This is a genomic window from Sinorhizobium sp. 6-70, assembly GCF_030124375.1.
Classification (GTDB): domain Bacteria; phylum Pseudomonadota; class Alphaproteobacteria; order Rhizobiales; family Rhizobiaceae; genus Sinorhizobium.
On sequence record NZ_JASKLS010000012.1, the window covers coordinates 83,390 to 104,801 of the forward strand.

19 protein-coding genes are annotated in these 21,412 nt (G+C 61.5%); 14 read left to right on the forward strand and 5 right to left on the reverse strand.

Going from position 1 to position 21,412, the window contains the following annotated elements:
* Positions 1-51: 51 nt before the first annotated feature.
* Both QN222_RS21945 and QN222_RS21950 read right to left on the reverse strand, forming a co-directional pair.
* The gene (locus tag QN222_RS21945) at positions 52-948 is read right to left on the reverse strand and encodes a LysR family transcriptional regulator (protein WP_283961797.1); all 897 of its coding nucleotides are present in this window, start codon (positions 946-948) and stop codon (positions 52-54) included.
* Positions 949-1,116: 168 nt separating this feature from the next.
* The gene (locus tag QN222_RS21950; protein ID WP_283961796.1) at positions 1,117-1,887 is read right to left on the reverse strand and encodes an SDR family oxidoreductase; all 771 of its coding nucleotides are present in this window, start codon (positions 1,885-1,887) and stop codon (positions 1,117-1,119) included.
* A gap of 281 nt (positions 1,888-2,168) precedes the next feature.
* On the opposite strand from QN222_RS21950, the gene QN222_RS21955 reads away from it, so the two are divergent.
* The 10 genes from QN222_RS21955 (at position 2,169) to QN222_RS22000 (ending at position 13,785) form a co-directional block, all read left to right on the forward strand.
* On the forward strand, positions 2,169-2,933 hold the full coding sequence (locus QN222_RS21955) for a DeoR/GlpR family DNA-binding transcription regulator (RefSeq protein ID WP_283961795.1): 765 nt from the start codon (positions 2,169-2,171) through the stop codon (positions 2,931-2,933).
* A gap of 130 nt (positions 2,934-3,063) precedes the next feature.
* Positions 3,064-4,581 (forward strand): glycerol-3-phosphate dehydrogenase, encoded by a 1,518-nt coding sequence (glpD, locus tag QN222_RS21960; RefSeq protein ID WP_283961794.1) that lies wholly within the window; start codon positions 3,064-3,066, stop codon positions 4,579-4,581.
* 102 nt (positions 4,582-4,683) lie between these two features.
* On the forward strand, positions 4,684-5,754 hold the full coding sequence (locus QN222_RS21965) for an ABC transporter ATP-binding protein (protein WP_283961793.1): 1,071 nt from the start codon (positions 4,684-4,686) through the stop codon (positions 5,752-5,754).
* Positions 5,755-5,774: 20 nt separating this feature from the next.
* On the forward strand, positions 5,775-6,845 hold the full coding sequence (locus tag QN222_RS21970; RefSeq protein WP_283961792.1) for an ABC transporter ATP-binding protein: 1,071 nt from the start codon (positions 5,775-5,777) through the stop codon (positions 6,843-6,845).
* 3 nt (positions 6,846-6,848) lie between these two features.
* Positions 6,849-7,715, forward strand: coding sequence for a sugar ABC transporter permease (locus QN222_RS21975; protein WP_283961791.1), 867 nt, complete (start codon positions 6,849-6,851; stop codon positions 7,713-7,715).
* Positions 7,716-7,735: 20 nt separating this feature from the next.
* A complete protein-coding gene (locus tag QN222_RS21980) occupies positions 7,736-8,560 on the forward strand; it encodes a carbohydrate ABC transporter permease (protein WP_153436663.1) in 825 nt (274 codons plus the stop codon).
* The gene (locus QN222_RS21985) at positions 8,560-8,979 is read left to right on the forward strand and encodes a DUF2160 domain-containing protein (protein ID WP_283961790.1); all 420 of its coding nucleotides are present in this window, start codon (positions 8,560-8,562) and stop codon (positions 8,977-8,979) included. Before QN222_RS21980 ends, QN222_RS21985 begins: the two co-directional genes overlap by 1 nt.
* Before the next feature lie 81 nt (positions 8,980-9,060).
* Positions 9,061-10,785, forward strand: a complete 1,725-nt coding sequence (locus QN222_RS21990; protein WP_283961789.1) for an ABC transporter substrate-binding protein — start codon at positions 9,061-9,063, stop codon at positions 10,783-10,785.
* A gap of 434 nt (positions 10,786-11,219) precedes the next feature.
* Positions 11,220-12,692: a nucleobase:cation symporter-2 family protein gene (locus QN222_RS21995; RefSeq protein WP_283961788.1), complete on the forward strand. Its 1,473-nt coding sequence runs from the start codon at positions 11,220-11,222 to the stop codon at positions 12,690-12,692.
* 175 nt (positions 12,693-12,867) lie between these two features.
* On the forward strand, positions 12,868-13,785 hold the full coding sequence (locus QN222_RS22000; protein WP_283961787.1) for a DMT family transporter: 918 nt from the start codon (positions 12,868-12,870) through the stop codon (positions 13,783-13,785).
* A gap of 7 nt (positions 13,786-13,792) precedes the next feature.
* Here QN222_RS22000 and QN222_RS22005 read toward each other — a convergent pair whose 3' ends face one another.
* Positions 13,793-14,221, reverse strand: coding sequence for a Fur family transcriptional regulator (locus QN222_RS22005; protein WP_153436669.1), 429 nt, complete (start codon positions 14,219-14,221; stop codon positions 13,793-13,795).
* Positions 14,222-14,355: 134 nt separating this feature from the next.
* Here QN222_RS22005 and QN222_RS22010 point away from each other — a divergent pair, with 134 nt between their 5' ends.
* The 4 genes from QN222_RS22010 to QN222_RS22025 are packed head-to-tail and all read left to right on the forward strand — an operon-like array spanning position 14,356 to position 17,907.
* Positions 14,356-15,261, forward strand: coding sequence for a metal ABC transporter substrate-binding protein (locus QN222_RS22010; RefSeq protein ID WP_283961786.1), 906 nt, complete (start codon positions 14,356-14,358; stop codon positions 15,259-15,261).
* Positions 15,258-16,187 carry a manganese/iron ABC transporter ATP-binding protein gene (locus QN222_RS22015; protein ID WP_283961785.1) on the forward strand — a complete coding sequence of 310 codons (930 nt, stop codon included), beginning with the start codon at positions 15,258-15,260 and terminating at the stop codon, positions 16,185-16,187. The genes QN222_RS22010 and QN222_RS22015 overlap by 4 nt, the downstream gene beginning before the upstream one ends.
* Positions 16,184-17,044, forward strand: a complete 861-nt coding sequence (locus QN222_RS22020) for a metal ABC transporter permease (RefSeq protein ID WP_283961784.1) — start codon at positions 16,184-16,186, stop codon at positions 17,042-17,044. The genes QN222_RS22015 and QN222_RS22020 overlap by 4 nt, the downstream gene beginning before the upstream one ends.
* Positions 17,041-17,907: a metal ABC transporter permease gene (locus tag QN222_RS22025; protein WP_283961783.1), complete on the forward strand. Its 867-nt coding sequence runs from the start codon at positions 17,041-17,043 to the stop codon at positions 17,905-17,907. The genes QN222_RS22020 and QN222_RS22025 overlap by 4 nt, the downstream gene beginning before the upstream one ends.
* Positions 17,908-17,934: 27 nt before the next feature.
* Here the strand turns inward: QN222_RS22025 and QN222_RS22030 are convergent, their stop codons facing one another.
* Together QN222_RS22030 and QN222_RS22035 are read right to left on the reverse strand one after the other, a co-directional pair.
* A complete protein-coding gene (locus QN222_RS22030) occupies positions 17,935-19,953 on the reverse strand; it encodes an acyltransferase family protein (RefSeq protein WP_283961782.1) in 2,019 nt (672 codons plus the stop codon).
* 328 nt (positions 19,954-20,281) lie between these two features.
* Positions 20,282-21,406, reverse strand: coding sequence for a mandelate racemase/muconate lactonizing enzyme family protein (locus QN222_RS22035; protein ID WP_283961781.1), 1,125 nt, complete (start codon positions 21,404-21,406; stop codon positions 20,282-20,284).
* Positions 21,407-21,412 lie beyond the last annotated feature (6 nt).

A 21,412-nucleotide genomic window follows, 5' to 3' on the forward strand; every position in this document is an offset into this window, starting at 1 on the left:
CTTATGGCCCAAAGGGTCAATAATGCTGTTCCGTTGATTGATAGAAAAAACCTATTGAGCCTTGTTGCGTTCGGCGAGGATGCGCGCCTCATGCAGCAGCGCGGAGACCAGCGGCGTGAAGGGCTCGCGGTAGGTGGCAACCAGGCCGACGGTGTGATGGACATCCGGATCGACGATTGGAATCATCCGGATGTCCTCGTGAAAGCCAAATGATTTCGCCACGTTAAACGGCATGATGCTCGCCCAGCGGCCAGTGCGCACATGGGAGAAAAGCACGATCATCGAATTCGATTCGAGCGTCGGGCTGGCAATCGCGCCGGCTTCGGCAAAATGCTGATTGATGATACGGCGGTTCTGCATGTCGGCGGTCAATAGACAAAGCCGAACGTTGCTGACTTCCTTCCAGGTCACGCTTTTGCGATCCGATAGCGGCGTGCCGGAGGCGGTAACCAGATGATATTGCTCGATCTGTAGCGGCACGCTCGTCACCCGGCCGAGCGGCTCGTTCTCCAGATAGGTCAGACCGGCATCGATCTCGAGGTTTTCGAGAAGCCCCAGAATCTGCAACGATGTGGTCGAAAGCACCGAGAAAGTGACGTCCGGATGCTTTTCCTGGAAGGGTGCGGTGATCATCGGCACCATGGCAAGCGTTGTCGGGATCGCGGCCAGCCGGATGTGCCCTGACAGACCCGTGCGCGCCGCGCGCATCTCCTCGCGCATGGTCCGGGTGTCGCTGACGATCCGCCGCGCCCATTCAAGCACCCGCTGGCCCTCGGGCGTCAGACCCTGGTAACGCGATCCGCGGTTGACGAGCATGACGCCGAGCTGGTCCTCGAGTTGCCGGATCGCCGCCGACAGCGTCGGCTGCGTGACGCCGCATTCCTCCGCAGCCCGGCCAAAATGCCGTTCGCGAGCAAGTGCGAGAAAAAATTCCAGCTTGTCGATCATGCCTGACCTTTAGAGCAGATTGGTTTCGTCCCTCACCTGGCCCTCCCCCGCACGCGGGAAGAGGACACTGGACGGCGCGGCAAGTCCCCTTCGCCCCGCTTGCGGGGAGAAGGTGCCGGCAGGCGGATGAGGGGCCGGAACAACGCACACCTCATCCATCATTCCCACTTAGCAGATAAGTTGCCCCCCATTCACCTCCAGCACCTGTCCGGTGATGTAGCCCGAAAGCGCATGCGAGGCGAGGAAGAGATAGGCGGGCGCGCAATCCTCGGCGGCGCCGAGCCGGCCGAGGGGGATCGTCTTGCGCGTCGCCTCGAGCTTCTCCGGCGATGAATAGCGCTCGTGGAAATCCGTCGCGATGGTACCGGGCGAGACGCAGTTCACGCGGATGCCCTCCGGCGCCAGCTCGCGCGCCAGTGCCTTCGAATAGGTCGCAACGAAAGCCTTGGTCGCAGAGTAGATCGACGAACCGGCGCTGCCGCCGGTCGAGGCGGAGATCGACACGGTGTTGACGATTGCAGGATGCGTGCCCTTGCGCAGCAGCGGCAACATTGCCCGCGTCATCTCGACGACCGAGGTCTGATTGAGTTGCACGACGGTTCGGTAGTCTTCGTCGGTCAGGTCGGCGGCAGGGAAGCGCCCGACCATCGTGCCGGCATTGTTGATGAGGACATCGACACGGTCGAAACGCTCGCGCACGGCATCCGCCAGGCTTTCGACGCCACCAGCGACGAGAAAATCGGCGGCACAAAGAAATGCCCTACCCTCGGTTGCGGCCAATTCGAGAAAATCGTGACGCTCGCGGGCGGCTGTCCTGCCCATGTGGACGAGGACGTGCGCGCCGCAATCGAGAAATTGCCGCGCAACCTCCAGCCCTATCCCCCGGCCACCGCCGGTCACCACCAGGTTCATGCCCCTGAACAAGGCCGGATGAAACATGCCTTCCCCCTCTGACCCACGATCCCCAACAGGCGAGCAGCCCGGATCACAAGCGCCGATCAACAATCATAAAGCTGGAGCAGAATGCGGAAGAAAAAAGTGCCCAGCGTCTTTTCTCCCGCCCTGACAGACCAACAGGCTCGCCCATCCACCGCCGGATTGCAACACGGGCGCGTCAGCGATTGCCGCGAAACCAGCATCGTGCAAAAACGCTGACTTCTGAAATTGCAAGGGTTTCGTTTTTGCATATTATGAAAGAAAACGAAAACGAGGGAGCCGAGATGTATCTCAGCGGGCGGCAAGCAGAAATCCTGGAGCTGGCAAAAATGGAGGGGCGCGTCCTCGTCGAGGAGCTTGCCCAGCGCTTTTCGGTGACGCCGCAAACGATCCGCAAGGATCTCAACGATCTCTGCGATGCAAGGGTGCTGAACCGCATTCACGGCGGCGCCATCTTCCCGAGCGGCAAGGAAAACGTCAAATACGACGCGCGACGCCAGATCGCCGCGGCCGAGAAACAAGCAATCGGCCGCGCCGCCGCCGCCCTTATCCCCGACAACGCCTCGCTCTTCATCAATATCGGCACCACCACCGAGGCGGTGGGAGAAGCGTTGCTCGACCACAAGGAATTGATGGTCATCACCAACAATATCAACGTTGCCAACAGGTTGCGCGTTTTCCCCTCGATCGAGGTGGTGATCGCGGGCGGTGTCGTGCGCGGTTCCGACGGCGGCATCGTCGGCGAGGCCGCCGTCGACTTCATCAAGCAGTTCAAGGTGGATTTCGCCGTCATCGGGGCCTCGGCAATCGACCATGACGGTGCGCTCCTCGATTTCGACTATCGCGAAGTGAAAGTCGCCCAGGCGATCATCGCCAATGCGCGCCACGTCATTCTCGTTTCGGATTCCACGAAATTCGAGCGAACCGCCCCGGTCAGGATCGGCCACATCTCCCAGGTCCAGACTTTTATCACCGACCGCTGCGTCATTGAAAACGTTCGGAAAATATGCACCGAACAGGACGTCCGGCTGGTCGAGACGGACGTCTGATCCACGACCCTTTGCGGCCGTTCAGGATTCGGGAAACATTCGTTTGACATTCGATATGTTTTCATTTTAACTGATTTCACTTTCGCAGTAGCATCAATTTGTGCGTTGCGGGATGCGGAGGGGAAATACAGTGTCAGAGCAGGCAATCTTCGACGTCTTCGTCATAGGCGGCGGCATCAACGGATGCGGCATTGCACGCGACGCGGTCGGTCGTGGCTATTCGGTCGCGCTCGCCGAAATGAAAGACTTTGCCTCGGGTACTTCCTCCGGCTCCACCAAGCTTATCCATGGCGGTCTGCGCTATCTCGAATATTACGAGTTTCGCTTGGTCCGCGAGGCACTGATGGAGCGCGAGATCTTGTGGGCGATGGCGCCGCACGTGATCTGGCCGATGCGCTTCGTGCTGCCCTTCCACAGGGGCGGCCTGCGGCCGGCCTGGCTCATCCGGCTCGGCCTGTTTCTTTATGATCACATCGGCGGCCGCAAGCTGTTGCCCGCAACCCGCACGCTGGACATGACACGCGATCCTGCCGGGGCACCGCTGAAGCGCCTTTTCACCAAGGCATTCGAATATTCCGACGGCTGGGTCAACGATGCCCGCCTGGTGGTGCTGAACGCCCGCGACGCGGCCGATCGCGGCGCGCGGGTCATGCCGCGCACCCGGGTCGTCTCGGCGCGCCGCAAGGACGGCCACTGGACAATCGAAACGGAGAATATGGTGACGGGCGCGCGCGCGACCCTGCGCGCCCGCATGCTCGTCAACGCCACCGGTCCGTGGGTGGATCGCGTGCTTGCGGACGCGATCGGCAAGAACGACGTACACAATGTCCGCCTCGTCCAGGGCAGCCATATCGTCGTGAAGAAGAAGTTTGACGATCCGCGCGCCTATTTCTTCCAGAACCCGGACGGACGGATCATCTTCGCCATTCCCTACGAGAACGAGTTCACACTGATCGGAACCACGGACCACGATTTCGACGGCAACCCGGCGGAAGCGCGCATCAGCGACGCCGAGATCGACTATCTTTGCAAGGCGGCGAGCGAATACTTCACCGAGCCGGTAACGCGGGACGACATCGTCTGGACCTATTCGGCGGTGCGCCCGCTGTTCGACGATGGTGCCAGCAAGGCACAGGAGGCGACCCGCGATTACGTGCTGCGCCTAGAGGGTGAGAACGGCCAGCCGCCGCTGCTTAACGTCTTCGGAGGCAAGCTCACAACCTACCGGCGGCTGAGCGAGTCTGCGTTGGAAAAAATTGGCGAGGCGATCGGGGCCAAGGGTCGGAAATGGACGGCCGGGTCGAGCCTGCCGGGTGGCGATTTTCCCGCTGCCGGCTACGACGCCGAGGTCGCCAGCCTCAAGGCGCGCTACCCTTTTCTTGCCAATACTCACGCGCGCCGCCTCGTGCGGCTCTACGGCACGCGGGCGGCGCAGCTTCTCGGCAAGGCGGCGAGCGAAGCCGATCTCGGAAGACGTTTCGGAGCCGACCTCTACGAAACCGAAGTCAATTGGCAGATCGAGCAGGAATGGGCGCGGCGCGCGGAGGACGTTTTGTGGCGCCGGACGAAACTGGGGCTGAAGCTCTCTCCGGCCGAAGCCGCGGAGTTGGAGGACTATATGCAGGGCGCGGCCAACGCTGCCGCCTAGATCACGATGTGCGGGCGGAAAACCGAAGCCCTTTTCCGCGTCCCGCTCTGATAGCCTGCAATTTGAGACTGCCGATGGCTGGGTGGAACACCGGAGAATTCAATGCTTGAAATGAAGAACATATCCAAGGTCGTGGGCGGGGAGACGCATATCCACCCGACCGACCTTGTGCTGGAGAGGGGGTCGCTGAATGTGCTGCTCGGCCCCACGCTCTCCGGCAAGACGTCGTTGATGCGGCTGATGGCCGGTCTCGACAAGCCTGCCTCCGGATCGCTTCGCTTCGATGGCGCCGACGTCACCGGCCTGCCGGTGCAGCAACGCTCCGTCGCCATGGTCTACCAGCAGTTCATCAACTATCCGGCGATGACGGTCTACGACAACATCGCCTCTCCGATGCGCATCAAGGGCGCCGATAGCGCAACCGTCGATCGGGAAGTGCGCAAGGCTGCCGAACTCCTGAAGCTCACCCCCTATCTAGACCGCACGCCCTTGAACCTTTCCGGCGGCCAGCAGCAGCGTACCGCGCTTGCGCGTGCGATCGTCAAGAACGCCGATCTGGTGCTGCTCGACGAACCGCTGGCCAATCTCGACTACAAGCTGCGCGAGGAACTGCGCGAGGAATTGCCGAAGATCTTCTCCGCCTCCGGCGCAATCTTCGTTTATGCAACGACGGAGCCGTCGGAGGCCTTGCTGCTCGGCGGCAATACCGCCACCCTGAGCGAGGGCCGCATCACCCAGTTCGGCCGCACCATCGATGTCTATCGCCGCCCGATCGACATTGTCACCGCGCGCACTTTCGCCGACCCGCCGCTGAATACGATCGAGCTCGTGAAAACGGGAGCCAATTTCACGCTCGATGGAAAGCCGGTGCTTACCGTCCCGGCCCACCTTTCGGCCGTTCCCGACGGCCCCTGCACGGTCGCCTTCCAGCCGCACCACCTTTCTTTCGATGCGCCAAACGGCAACGGCAATGCGCTGACCGTCAAGACGGCGATCTCTGAGATCGCAGGTTCGGAGAGCTTCATTCACGTCGGCTTCGCCGGCGCGCGCTGGGTCATGCTCGCGCCCGGCATTCACGACATCGAACCGGACGCGGTTCTTCAGGTCTTTGTCGATATACGCCACCTGATGGTCTTTGGGCCGGACGGTCGCGCGATCGGCGGCACGGCCTGAGGCAGCGCTGGGAGGAGAAAATGGCACGAATCAATCTTGAACACATCCGCCACGCCTACGGCGCCAAGCCGAAGTCGGAAGCGGACTACGCCCTGAGGGAAGTGCACCACGAGTGGAACGACGGCGGCGCCTATGCGCTGCTCGGTCCTTCCGGATGCGGCAAGACCACGCTTCTCAACATCATTTCCGGCCTCATCAATCCGTCCGAAGGCCGCATTCTCTTCGATGGCCACGATGTCACTAATCTATCCACCCAGGAACGCAACATCGCCCAGGTGTTCCAGTTCCCGGTGATCTACGACACGATGACGGTTTACGACAATCTCGCCTTCCCGCTGCGCAACCGGCACGTGCCGGAGGCGGAGGTCGACCGGCGCGTCAAGGAGATCATCGAGATGACAGGCCTCGGCGGATGGGCGAAGAAGACGGCCCGGAGATTGACCGCCGACCAGAAGCAGAAGATCTCGCTCGGCCGCGGTCTGGTGCGCTCGGACGTCAGCGCCATCCTCTTCGACGAGCCGCTGACCGTCATCGACCCCGAGATGAAGTGGGTGCTGCGCTCCCAGATCAAGCGGCTGCACAAGCAGTTCGGCTTCACCATGGTCTATGTCACGCACGACCAGACCGAGGCGCTGACCTTCGCCGACAAGGTCGTCGTCATGTATGACGGCCAGATCGTCCAGATCGGCACGCCGGCCGAACTCTTCGAGCGCCCGCGCCATACCTTCGTCGGTTATTTCATCGGCTCGCCGGGTATGAACGTCCTGCCGGCGACGATCGAAGGCAGCAAGGCGGCGGTAGGCAACGAGAGCATCGCCTTGAATTTCCAGCCGAAGGTTACGCCCGGTGCCAAGACCGAACTTGGCATCCGCCCGGAGTTCATCATGCTTGGGCGCGAAGGCATGCCGGTCATGATCACCAAGGTCGAGGACATCGGACGCCGCAAGATCGTCCGGGCCCGCTTTGCCGACCGGCCGATCTCGATCGTCGTCGACGAGGACGGCGAAATTCCCGCCGAACCGCGCGTCACCTTCGATCCGAAGGCAATCAATGTCTACGCAGATTCCTGGCGCGTCGGAGAGGAGGCCTGAACCATGGAAAAAACCTGGAACAACAAGGCCTGGTTCATGGTCCTGCCGGTGCTGGTGCTCGTCGCCTTCTCCGCGGTGATCCCGCTGATGACGGTCGTCAACTATTCGGTGCAGGACACTTTCGGCAACAACGAGTTCTTCTGGGCCGGCACCGACTGGTTCCTGGAGACACTTGAATCCGACCGCTTCTGGGATGCGCTCACCCGCAACCTGATCTTCTCGGCGATCATCCTGACGATCCAGATTCCGCTCGGCATCGTGATCGCACTCAACATGCCGAAGAAGGGCATCGGCGTCCCGATCTGCCTGGTGCTGATGGCGCTGCCGCTGCTCATTCCGTGGAACGTCGTCGGCACCATCTGGCAGGTCTTCGGCCGTGTCGATATCGGCCTGCTCGGACGCACGCTCGCATCGCTCGGCATCAACTACAACTATGTGCAGAACCCGATCGACGCCTGGGTGACGCTGATCGTCATGGACGTCTGGCACTGGACGAGCCTCGTCGTGCTCCTCTGCTATGCCGGCCTCGTCTCGATCCCGGACGCCTACTACCAGGCGGCCAAGATCGACGGCGCGTCGCGGTGGTCCGTCTTCCGCTACATCCAGCTGCCGAAGATGAAGCGCGTGCTCCTGATCGCCTTCCTGCTGCGCTTCATGGACAGTTTCATGATCTATACAGAACCCTTCGTCGTCACCGGCGGCGGTCCGGGTAATTCGACGACCTTCCTGTCGATCGATCTCGTCAAGATGGCGATCGGCCAGTTCGACCTCGGTCCGGCGGCAGCCCTCTCGATCATCTACTTCCTCATCATCCTGCTGCTCTCGTGGATCTTCTACACGGTGATGACCACCAGCGACGCGCAAGGCTGAGAAAGGAGGGAGGAGACATTATGAAAACCAACACTCAACCGCTCTCGCAACGCCTCTCCTGGCTGGTGCCGACGATCTACATCGTCTTCCTGCTCCTGCCGATCTACTGGCTGGTCAACATGAGCTTCAAGGAGACGGGCGAGATTCTCAGCACCTTCTCGCTCTGGCCGCAGAACCCGACGCTCAGGAACTACCGGGTGATCTTCACCGATCCCTCATGGTACAACGGCTACATCAATTCGATCACCTACGTGGTGATGAACACGGTGATCTCGGTCTCCGTGGCGCTGCCGGCGGCCTACGCCTTCTCGCGCTACCGCTTCCTCGGAGACAAGCATCTGTTCTTCTGGCTGCTGACGAACCGGATGGCGCCGCCGGCCGTTTTCGCGCTGCCTTTCTTCCAGCTTTATTCCGCCTTCGGCCTGATCGACACGCATATCGCGGTCGCGATCGCCCATTGCCTCTTCAACGTGCCGCTGGCGGTCTGGATCCTCGAAGGCTTCATGTCGGGCGTGCCGAAGGAGATCGACGAGACGGCCTATATCGACGGCTACTCCTTCCCGCGCTTCTTCGTAAAAATCTTCGTGCCGCTGATCGCATCCGGCATCGGCGTCGCCGCCTTCTTCTGCTTCATGTTCTCCTGGGTCGAACTGCTGATCGCCCGTACGCTGACGACCACCGATGCCAAGCCGATCGCCGCGACAATGACCCGCACGGTTTCCGCCTCCGGTCTCGACTGGGGCGTGCTTGCCGCCGCCGGCGTTCTGACGATCATCCCCGGCGCGCTCGTCATCTATTTCGTTCGCAACTACATCGCCAAGGGCTTCGCCCTGGGGAGGGTCTGATGGAAACCATCGCCATGCGCAAGAACCGCTGGCCCGTCGCACTTGTCGCCGTGCTCGTCGTCTATGTCGTAGCCGCCGGCCTGCTCGTTTCCGCCCTGCCGCTCAAGGACGGCGAACGCGACTGGTTCGCCCCGCTGATCCCCGGCGGCTGGATGGCCTGGTCCTTCCCGACCGCCATGTTCTTTCTGACGATCTTCACGCTGCTGTCGCTGATGGCCGTCTGGGAATATGCCCGGCCCGGAGGCAACCCGCGCGTCGGCATCCTGCGCTTCGAGACGACGCGCGGCGACCGGCTTTTCGTCTCGCTGCTCGGATCCGCCTTTATTCATCTCGGCTGGCTGGGGCTCGTCGGCACAAACCTCTGGTGGGCGGTGGCGCTCTCCGTGGTCTATGCCATCGGCGTTTTCCGCTACGTCTGAGAAACGCAATGGGGGGCGCATCGACGGCGCGCCCCTCGAAACTGCAATGAACTGCAATCGCAAAACCCAAGGGAGGAAATTATGCGACGGCATCTTCTAACGACGACGGCAGCAATGCTGCTGGCTCTCACCGGGTCGGCCTATGCCGGCATGGATGAGGCAAAGGCGTTCCTGGACAAGGAAATCGGCGACCTCTCGTCACTCGACCGCGCCGCCCAGGAAGCGGAAATGCAATGGTTCATCGATGCAGCCAAGCCCTTTGCCGGCATGGACATCAAGGTCGTCTCCGAAACGATCACCACCCATGAATACGAGTCGAAGACCCTCGCCAAGGCCTTCTCCGACATCACGGGCATCAAGATCACACACGACCTGATCGGTGAAGGCGACGTCGTCGAGAAGCTGCAGACGCAGATGCAGTCCGGTGAAAACGTCTATGACGCCTACATCAACGACTCGGATCTGATCGGTACCCATTGGCGCTACCAGCAGGCCCGCAGCCTGACCGATTTCATGGCGAATGAGGGCAAGGACGTCACCAACCCCAACCTCGACATCGACGACTTCATCGGCAAGTCCTTCACCACCGCTCCGGACGGCAAGCTCTACCAGCTTCCCGACCAGCAGTTCGCGAACCTCTATTGGTTCCGCTATGACTGGTTCAACGATCCGAAGATCCAGGAAGAGTTCAAGGCCAAGTACGGCTACGACCTCGGCGTTCCGGTAAACTGGTCGGCCTACGAGGACATCGCCGAGTTCTTCAATGGCCGCGAGATCGACGGCAAGAAGGTCTACGGCCACATGGATTACGGCAAGAAGGACCCGTCCCTCGGTTGGCGGTTCACTGACGCCTGGCTGTCGATGGCCGGCAACGGTGACAAGGGCATCCCGAACGGCAAGCCGGTCGACGAGTGGGGCATCCGAGTCGACGAGAACTCGCGTCCCGTCGGATCCTGCGTTGCGCGCGGCGGCGACACCAACGGCCCGGCGTCGGTCTATGCCATCCAGAAGTATCTCGACTGGCTGAAGGCCTATGCTCCGGCTGCTGCCCAGGGCATGACCTTCTCGGAATCCGGTCCGGTTCCGTCGCAGGGTGAGATCGCCCAGCAAATGTTCACCTATACGGCGTTCACCGCAGACTTCGTGAAGCAAGGCCTGCCGGTGGTGAACGAGGACGGCACGCCGAAGTGGCGTTTTGCCCCGAGCCCGCACGGCGTCTACTGGAAGGACGGCATGAAGCTCGGCTATCAGGACGCCGGTTCCTGGACGATCCTGAAGTCCACTCCGGACGACCGCGCCAAGGCCGCGTGGCTCTACGCGCAGTTCGTGACCTCCAAGACCGTGGACGTGAAGAAGAGCCATGTCGGTCTCACCTTCATCCGCCAGTCGACGCTCGATCATCAGAGCTTTACCGAGCGCGCACCGAAGCTCGGCGGCCTGGTCGAGTTCTACCGCTCGCCGGCCCGCCTGCAGTGGTCGCCGACCGGCACGAACGTGCCTGACTATCCGAAGCTGGCTCAGCTCTGGTGGCAGGCGATCGGCGATGCCTCCTCCGGCGCAAAGACCGCCCAGGAAGCCATGGACTCGCTTTGCGCCGAGCAGGAAAAGGTGCTGCAGCGCCTCGAGCGCGCCGGTATCCAGGGCGACATCGGTCCGAAGCTCGCCGAAGAGCACGACCTCGAATTCTGGAACGCGGAGGCCGTCAAGGCCGGCAACCTCGCTCCGCAGCTGAAGGTCGAGAACGAGAAGGAAAAGCCGATGACCGTCAACTACGACGAACTGGTCAAGAGCTGGCAGACGAACTAAGCCTCCCAAGGCTACTGCATGTTTCCTTAAATCGCAGCCGATTTAAGGATAAAAACATGCAGCAATTCAAAGTGCTACAGCGCCGTCTGGTAAGACGCGCGGCGCTGTAGGTGCCCTCCGAAATCATCGGCGGCACCACGACGTCTGGAGATGCGGCGCCGGGGCTGGCAACAGCTCCGGTTTTCGCTTGAAGGAGCAGCGAGCCTTGCATCCGGTTCAAGTCGGGCCGTGCCCCGTCCTTGCAATATCAAGTATCCGCAACCGAATGGATAACATAGGCGGTCGAAACGCTGCCGATCGACCGTATTACCGTTGATCGATTGAAAACTGTTTCCCCTTTTTCAATAAGGTAATGCGTCATCGTCGCTGCCATAGTTTGCCACCTGCCTCATGACGAGGCGGGAATACATGCAAAGGTATTGGAGGAGATTACCTTGGCAAACAATGCAGACGAAACTGTACGACATATGCGGCCGGAAGATGAGAATCTCGGCATCGGTGCCAATCTGGCCTATGGCCTGCAACATGTCCTGACGATGTACGGCGGCATCGTCGCCGTACCGCTGATCCTCGGCCAGGCGGCAGGCCTCACCTCCACCGACGTCGGCCTGCTGATCACCGCCTCCCTTTTCGCCGGCGGCCTCGCCACCATCCTGCAGACCATCGGCCTGCCGTTTTTCGGAAGCCGGTTGCCGCTGGTCCAGGGCGTTTCGTTCTCTGGTGTTGCGACGATGATTGCCATTTCCGGCAATGGCGGTATCGAGGCCGTGCTCGGCGCCGTCATGGCCGCGTCACTGATCGGCCTTCTGATCACGCCCGTCTTCTCGCGGATCACGCGTTTCTTCCCACCGCTCGTCACGGGCATCGTGATCACCACCATCGGCTTGACGCTGATGCCCGTCGCCGCGCGCTGGGCCATGGGAGGCAACAGTGCTGCGCCGGACTTCGGCAGCCCGGCCAACATCCAGCTCGCAGCGGCGACGCTCGTGATCGTGCTCCTGCTCAGCAAGCTCGGCAGCGCGTCGATCTCAAGGCTGTCGATCCTGATCGCGCTGATCATCGGCACCGTCATCGCCTATTTCGCCGGCATGACCGATTTCACGAAGGTGACCGAGGGGCCGCTTTTCTCCCTTCCGACGATGTTCCATTTCGGCTATCCGACCTTCGAGATCGCAGCGGTCGTCTCGATGTTCATCGTCATCATGGTGACGCTGGTCGAGACGTCAGCGGATATCCTTGCCGTCGGCGAAATCATTGAAACGAAAGTGGACTCGCGCCGCCTCGGCGATGGCCTCAGGGCGGACATGCTGTCCAGCCTCATCGCACCGGTCTTCGGCTCCTTCACCCAGAGCGCCTTTGCCCAGAATGTCGGGCTGGTGGCCGTCACCGGCGTGAAGAGCCGCTACGTGGTGGCGACGGGTGGCATGTTTCTCGTGGCGCTCGGCCTGTTGCCCGTCATGGGCCGCGTTGTCGCGGCGGTTCCAAGCGCCGTGCTCGGCGGCGCCGGCATCGTGCTCTTCGGCACGGTCGCGGCAAGCGGCATCCGCACCCTGTCCAAGGTCGACTACAACAACAATATGAACCTGGTCATCGTCGCCACGGCCATCGGCTTCGGCATGATCCCGATCGCCTCTCCCGGCTTCTACGAGCATTTTCCGGCCTGGGTCGCGACGATCTTCCACTCCGGCATCAGCTCGGCCGCGCTGATGGCAATCAGCCTCAACCTGATCTTCAACCATCTGACGGTCGGAAACTCCGACCAGCAATCGGTGTTCGTTGCCGGAACGGAGCGGACGCTCCGGTATCAGGACATCGCGCGGCTGCACGATGGCGACTATTTCCTCAACGGCAAGCTCTACGACGCAAAGGGCATCGAGGTGCCCGTGATCGCTTCGGAAGCGCACTGACCGTCCGCACCGACAGCGCCGTGCGTCTTATCGCACGCACGGCGCTGTCGTGAAAAGATTTCCCCGTCTCGGGGAAATCTCTCCCGCAGATGCATCACATTTCGATCGGGACCGAAGCATCCGTCGTCCGACGATGTTAGAAGGACGGCATGGACTCGCTTCAAGGACTGGATTGATGACCGCGGCCAAGACAAACATCGCCTTCGAACTCTTGCTTCTTCTCGCGCTTGCCACACTCTGGGGCGCCTCCTACACCTTCATCAAGCTCGGCGTCGAAACCATTCCACCGGTGACGCTGATTGCCGCGCGCACGCTGCTCGCCGGCGCGATTCTTCTGGCAGTGATCGGATGGCGCGGCCTTTCGTTGCCCCGTGACACGGCCACCTTGAGGCGGTTTCTGTTCCAGGCTTGCCTCAACAGCGTCTTTCCCTTCACGCTGATTGCCTGGGCCGAGCGGACGATCGACGCCGGGGTGGCAGTGATCCTTAATTCCACCACACCCATCTTCGCCTTCCTTTTGACGGCCCTGATCACCCGGCACGAGCCCGTTACCGCCCGGAAATTCGTGGGCGTCATTGCCGGCCTCACCGGCATCAGCCTGATCATTGGGCTCGAAGCCTTTCGCGGCATCGGCGATCAGTTGGTCCCGCAGCTTGCCGTTGTTCTTGCAACCATTTGCTATGCCGGCGCGGCGATCTTCGGCAAAAGTTTCAGGGGGCTGGATCCGATCATACCCGCCGCGGGGTCGCTTCTCGCCGGCGCTGTCCTGCTCGTCCCGGCGAGCCTGATCGTCGATCGGCCCTGGACGCTCAACCCCTCGCCCGAATCGCTGATCGCGCTCGTCTGCCTGTCAGCCTTTTCGACGGCGCTCGCCTTCGTTATCTATTTCCGCCTGATCCACACGCTCGGATCCGTCGGCACGACGGCACAGGCCTATGTCCGCGTTCCGATCGGCGTTGCCATCGGAGTCCTGTTCCTCGGCGAAACTCTACCGACGACTGCGTGGATCGGCCTCTGCTGCGTTATCGCCGGCGTCGCCGCTATGACAATGCCGGCGCGGAAGCGCGCGGCGGCGACCGCAGCCAAAGCGTGATCCCCGGTCAGTCCTTGCGCTTCCGGCAATAGAGCTCCAGCCGGTGGCGCACCAGGTCATAGCCGAGTTCGGCGGCGATCTCCGCCTGCAATTGTTCGATCTTGTCGGACCTGAATTCGATCACGGCACCTGTATCGATGTCGATCAGATGGTCGTGATGCGGCGCGTCCGCCGTCTCGAATCGAGCGGTTGCATTCTCGAACGCATGCCGCTGCACGACCCCCTGCTGCTCCAGCGCAGACAGTGTCCGGTAAACGGTCGAAAGCGACACGGTCGCATCGATTTCCTTCGCGCGCCGGTGCAATTCGCTAGCATCGGGATGGTCCTCGGCCTCGGCCAGAATCTTAAGGATTGCAGCGCGTTGGCGAGTAACGCGCACGCCGCCGTCCCGCAGGATTCCTTCCAGTTCCTTGATCCGATTCTTGCTTTGTCTCATCTGGCGACACTAGCCAAGGGCGACCTGTTTGAAAATAGCTAGTTGCAAATGGTTCTCATTTGCATTGACTTATGCAGGTCATTCGCCTACCCATAGGACCGGACTACATCGAGGCTGGCCCTGAGGAGTAATGAATGGTCGATCGCACGAGGCGCATGATTTTGACGGCGGCAGCAGCGGCGGCTGCCTTTTCCTTCGTCCCCGGCGCGGCGCTGGCCCAGGAAAAATTCAAGGCGGTCACCACTTTCACGGTCATTGCCGACATGGCGCAGAACGTTGCGGGCGACGCGGCAATCGTCGAATCGATCACCAAACCTGGCGCAGAGATCCACAACTACCAGCCGACGCCGCGCGATATCCTCAAAGCCCACGACGCCAAGCTCATCCTCTGGAACGGGCTGAACCTCGAACTCTGGTTCGAAAAATTCTTCCAGAACTTCGATGAGGTTCCGGGCGTCGTCGTCTCCGAAGGGGTCGAGCCGATGGGGATCGCGGAGGGGCCCTATACCGGCAAGCCGAACCCACATGCCTGGATGTCGCCCTCGGCAGCGCTGATCTATGTCGACAACATCCGCGATGCATTCGTGAAATTCGACCCCCAGAACGCCGAGACCTACAAGGCGAATGCCGAGGCCTATAAACAGAAGATCGAGGCGGCCATCGCGCCGATCCGGGCGGAGCTCGAGAAGATCCCGGCGGAAAAGCGCTGGCTCGTCTCGAGCGAGGGTGCCTTCAGCTACCTGATCCGCGACTTCGGCATGAAGGAACTCTATCTCTGGCCGATCAATGCCGACCAGCAGGGCACGCCGCAGCAGGTGCGCAAGGTGATCGACGCGGTGCGTGCCAACAACATTCCGGTGGTCTTTTCCGAGAGCACGATCTCGCCGGATCCGGCAGAACAGGTGGCACGGGAAACCGGCGTGAAATATGGTGGTGTGCTCTATGTCGATTCCTTGAGCGAGGCCGATGGTCCGGTTCCGACCTATATCGATCTCCTGCGTGTCACCTCCGAAACGATCGCGAAAGGTCTTTCGCAATGAACCTTCAGGTAAAGGAGCGCGCCAGGCCGGCGCCGACTTCAGAGGACGAGGGTGGCGGCATCCGCGTTCGCGGCGCGACGGTGACCTATCGCACCGGTCACCGGGCGCTCCGTGACGCCTCCTTTGAGATCCCGACCGGGACGATCGCAGCGCTCGTCGGCGTCAACGGCAGCGGCAAGTCGACCCTGTTCAAGGCGATCATGGGCTTCGTCCGCTTGGCGCAGGGCGAAATCTCGATCCTCGGCCTTTCCGTATCGGCGGCGCTGAAGAGAAACCTCGTTGCTTATGTGCCCCAGGCCGAGGAAGTCGACTGGAACTTCCCGGTTCTCGTCGAGGACGTGGTGATGATGGGCCGTTACGGCCACATGAACATGCTTCGGATCCCGAAGAAGGCGGATCATGACGCGGTCGACACTGCACTTGCGCGCGTCGGCATGAGCGATTTCCGCAAGCGCCAGATCGGCGAGCTTTCCGGCGGCCAGAAGAAACGCGTCTTCCTCGCCCGGGCGCTGGCCCAGGACGGCCGCGTCATCCTGCTCGACGAGCCCTTTACCGGCGTCGACGTCAAGACCGAGGACGCGATCATCCGCCTGTTGATCGGCCTGCGCGACGAGGGACGGGTAATGCTCGTCTCCACCCACAATCTCGGCAGCGTGCCGGAATTCTGCGATCGCACGGTACTCCTGAAGAACACGGTGCTCGCCTACGGACCAACGACAACCACATTTACCCGCGAGAACCTCGAGCTGGCCTTCGGCGGCGTGCTGCGCCATTTCGTGCTCGGCGGCGAAAATCTGCACGACGACGCCGACCCGCGCCAGCTTGCCGTCATCACCGACGACGAGCGTCCGCTCGTCATGTACGGCGCGCAGGGGCGGATGGTGACGCAGCCGGCAAAGCCCGAGACCGAGGCGGACACCGAATGATCGCCATCCTCGTCGAGCCGTTCACATACGGGTACATGCTGAACGCCATGTGGGTCAGCGCACTGGTCGGCGCCGTCTGCGCCTTCCTCTCGGCTTATCTCATGCTCAAGGGCTGGTCGCTGATCGGCGACGCGCTTTCTCACTCGATCGTGCCGGGTGTCGCCGGGGCCTATATGCTGGGGCTTCCTTTTTCGCTCGGCGCCTTCTTTTCCGGCGCGCTTGCCGCAGCCGCCATGCTGTTCCTGAACCAGCGCACGCGGCTGAAGGAGGACACGATCATCGGGCTGATTTTCACCTCCTTCTTCGGCCTCGGCCTCTTCATGGTGTCGCTGTCGCCGACCTCGGTGAACATCCAGACGATCGTGCTCGGCAACATCCTTGCCATCACGCCGGCCGACACGCTGCAGCTCGCGATCATCGGCGTCGTCTCGCTGGTGATCCTCTTCGCGAAATGGAAGGACCTGATGGTCACCTTCTTCGACGAGAGTCACGCCCGCTCGATCGGCATCAAAACGACATTCCTGAAGGTGCTGTTCTTCACGTTGCTCTCGGCATCTACGGTCGCCGCGCTTCAGACCGTCGGCGCGTTTCTCGTCATCGCCATGGTCGTAACGCCCGGGGCGACCGCCTACCTGCTCACGGACCGCTTCCCGAAGCTGATCGCGATCAGCATCGCCATCGGCGCACTGACGAGCTTTGCCGGCGCCTATGCCAGCTATTTCCTTGACGGCGCGACTGGCGGCATCATCATCGTGCTGCAGACGCTGATCTTCCTCCTCGCCTTTGTCTTCGCTCCGAAGCATGGGCTCATCGCCGCCCGTCGCCGCGCCTCCGAGGCACTGGAGGTCGCACGATGATCTCGCTCGACATGCTTCTCGCCGTCTTCGAATTCGAGTTCATGCGCAATGCGCTGCTGATCTCGGTCCTGGTCGCAATCCCGACGGCAATGCTCTCCTGCTTCCTCGTGCTGAAGGGCTGGTCGCTGATGGGCGACGCGATCTCGCATGCGGTCTTTCCGGGCGTCGTCATCTCCTACATCGTCGGCCTGCCGCTCGCCGTCGGCGCCTTTGCCGCGGGCATGTGCTGCGCCCTCCTGACCGGCTATCTCAAGGAAAACAGCCGCATCAAGCAGGACACGGTGATGGGCATCGTCTTTTCCGGCATGTTCGGTTTCGGCCTTGTGCTCTACACCAAGATCCAGAGCGACGTGCATCTCGACCACATCCTTTTCGGCGACATGCTCGGCATCGGCTGGGGCGACATTCTGGAAACGGGCCTGATTGCGCTCCTTGCCGCCGGCATCCTCGGCCTCAAGTGGCGTGACCTGCTGCTGCACGCCTTCGACCCCGCCCAGGCGCGCGCCGTCGGGCTGCCGGTCGGATGGCTGCACTACGGGCTGCTTGCGATCCTGTCGCTGACGATCGTCGGCGCGCTGAAGGCCGTCGGCCTCATTCTCGCGATCGCCATGCTGATCGCGCCGGGCGCGATCGCCTTCCTGCTGACGCGCACATTCGGTGGCATGCTGATCGTTGCGGTACTCGTCGCCGTCGTCGCCTCGTTTGCCGGGGTCTACCTGTCCTTCTTCATCGACAGCGCCCCTGCCCCGACCATCGTGATGCTGATGACGGTGATCTTCCTCGCCGCCTTCGCCTATTCCACCTGGAGAACGGCACGCCTGGCGAGCTCGTTGGATTCAAGCCCCCAGCGCTCTCACGACTAATACACGGTCGCCCTTTGAGCGTGACGTTCATTTCTGCGCCAAGGGTTTCGCATCGCGCATTAGCGGGGCAAGCTGACGAGCAAGCTCTTCGCTCAATGTGCGCATATACGTCGCCGTTACGTGATGCTTGTCATAATAGACCTGCACATTGCCAATGACTGCGGGGCACATTTCTGCGGTGCAGAAATAATCGGAAAAGTCCAGGAAATGCAGGTTTTCCTTGAAGGACACCGCGCGTGTCGGATTGATCGGAGCGAGCACCGAATCCCGCTCCACAGCGCATTTCGGCGAGAAGCGGCCATTGATTTCCACGCACTCGGGCACGTCAAAGCCAAACCAGGGCGTGTCGCGCATCGCCACGACAGGAATTCCCGCCACCGCCAGCTTCTCCCATTGCCGTTGATAACCGGCGGGCACTTCCTCGATGCCATCGATCACCCGCGTGGATGTGGTGAAAATCAGATTCGGCTTTGTCGCCAACAATCTTGCCATCAGCAGTTCGTTCCACTTGGTGCAGGCGTCGCGATATGCGGGCACCTCGGACGACTCCTGCGAACTCAGGACGCAACTGCTCTTGGTGTAGGTGACGATTTTCCAGTCCGGATACCGCTGCAAGACGCCCTGCAGTGCCGGTAGCCAATGCACGCTGTGCGAACCGCCAACGAGCGCCAAAGTGTGGGTTGCGCCTCCCGGTCCATAGCGGCAACTGAGCAAGGCGATGCCCAGCAGCGACTGATGGCAGCCGTCGCGATATACGTCCGCATCGTCCCACCTTGCGGTCATTGGTCCAGGATGGACGGGGATATCACTCGAACCCGCCGCGAGCCCCTTGATAGCCGCACCGGGGTAACGCGCGGGATCCGCGACACGCAACCGCTCCTCGGCCATGCTCCGAGCAGCCTCGCCTCTCCAGACGAATAGTCCCGCAGCTATCACGGCAAGAGCAATGATCGCTCCGAACGCCGTTTGCAAAGGCCGGTCATCATTTTTCCGTCCGGGAAAACGTCCATCGAGCATTCGCGTCGTAGCATGGGAAAGGACGATAGAGACGAACAGGACGACCGTACCCTCTATTGGACCGGCCGAGGTTTGATACGAATAGGTGAGATAGAAGACGAGGATTGGCCAGTGCCAGAGATATAAAAAATAGGATATGTCTCCAAGCCAAACCAGCGGTCGCGCGGCCAGCAATCTGGCGACGCCGAACCGTAACGGCGGACCATCGCCGCAAACAAGGATCGCTGCGGCGGCGAGCGTCGGCCAGAGCGCGGCGTAGCCGGGAAAAACAGTCGAAATCTCAAGCAGGATGCCACAACTCAAAATAGCTGCCAAACCAATCCATCCGCCGATGGTCCGCAGCGTTGGCGACAAGATGATAGCGGGCAACGCTAGCCGAGTGATCCCGCCAAGCGCGAATTCCCAGATCCGTGCAAAGGTGTCGTAGTAGGCGAATGCCTGGTTTCGGGACGTGCTGTAGACCGAGTAGGCCAACGATAGCGCGAATACAGTTGTCAGAAACACCAACAGGTCGATGCGCGACGGCCGACGCCTGATCAAGGCAAATAGGGCAACAGCCGCTGCCAAAATCAGCAGGCATTGGACCTGGGTGGCCATCGCCCAGTAGTGCTGGACCGGGCTCGCCACTTCGTCTCGTGCAAGATAATCGATCGCCGCAGTCGCCAGTAACCAATTCTCAAGATAGACAGAACTGGCCGCAATCTGTTGCATGACGGTTTGCCATTGCATTCTCGGTAGCCAAAAAGGCGCCGACGTCGCGATCACAGCAAGCACCAAAAAGGACGAGGGCAGAAGCCGACGGGCCAATTTGGTGGTAAAGAGGACGAGGTCCACGCGATGCCCGGCTTCCGCCTGGCGCGCCAGCGACCCAATGAGCAGGTAGCCGGAGACGATGAAGAACACATCGACCCCCCCGGACACCCGGCCGATCCATATGTGATATATCGCGACCAGAAGCGCGCCGACTGCCCGCAGGCCCTGAATGTCATCGCGCCGCGGTACGGCGCGAATATTCGGCTCGACTGTCACGTCAGATCGGCCCCGATAGTCAGGTCGGGATGCCAAAGCAGCCTCGACAGAGTCTCGAAACGCCTTCAAAGATTTTTCTTGCGATCGCCAAACTGCGTCACTCTCAGGATTGAATTAGTCCAAGCTTACATAACAGTTTTAAAATGCCGAGCCAAACAATGCCAAGACGGGGAAGTTCCGGAGATGCAGATCACTTTGGGCGTTAGGTGTCACAAAGGTTGATAGTTAACGGGCCTCCGCAACAACAGAGTACTGGTGTGCGACGGCGGCCGCACGCCTCGAATGGTTGTGCGATTTTGGTATGAGTGAAGTGCAGGTCGGCGATGCTTCAACCGATCCGTGTCTCCTTCAATCTCTCATCGTCGAGTACGATGCCAAGACCCGGCGCCTCGCCAAGTTCGAGCCAACCCTTCGCGTGTGTCAGTGGCGCTGCCATCGGAAAGTCGCGACGCGCTTCGCTCCACTCCGGATTGTCGTACGGGTATTCGAGCCAGGGTGCTTCGCCGACGCCCGCGGTCAGGTGTGCGTTCGCCAGCACGCCGATGCCGTTGGTCCAGGAGTGCGGCGTGAACATCACGCCCGCCTCGCGCGCCTGCCAGGCAAGCCTGCGGCATCCGGTGATGCCGCCAACCAGCGCCACGTCCGGCTGGATCACGTCGAAGGCTCGCTCTTCGATGATGTCGCGGAACTCGTAAAGCTCGCGCGTCATCTCTCCGCCGGCGATACGGACGGACGTCGCATCGCTCAACCGCCTCATGCCTTTCCGGTCGGAGCGATGGAGCGGCTCCTCCATCCAGTAGACACCGAGCCGCTCCAGCTCTCTCGCAACTGCCAGCGCATCCTTGAAGGTCCAGGCGAGCGTCGTATCCCAGGGCATGCGCCAGCCCTGATTGCAGTCGACCATCAGTTCCAGCCGGTCGCCGACCCGCGCTCGGATCGCCTCCAGCGCCCGCACGTCCTCCCGCCAGCCGTCGCGGCCACCTGCGGAGGAGGTAAAGCGCACCTTCATCGCCGGAAAACCCTCCTCAAGATAGCTTTCGGCCTGTGCCGCCATCGCGCCGGCATCACGAAGAACGCCCGACGAGGCGTAGAGACGGACGCGGTCCGCCCGCCCGCCAAGCATGCGCCAGACGGGTTCGCCCGTGATCTTGCCGGACAAGTCCCAGAGCGCCAGATCCATCGGCCAGCAGCGGCCGTAGTGGAAACTGATATGCGACAGCACCTCGTAGTGCCGTTCGACATGGCGCGGATCCTCGCCGATGAAGAGCTCTTCATGGCCCTCGAAGCCCTCCATCAGGTCGCCGGAGCCGATCCCCTCGCGGCCCTCGTCGTCGCGCACCCGGACTATCGTCGCATCGAAGTGCTTGCGCGGCTGCCCGTCCCAGCTTGCCTTGAACGGCGGATCGAGCGGCAGACGGTGGTGGGTGATCTCGATGGAAACAATCCTGCTCATGGCGCC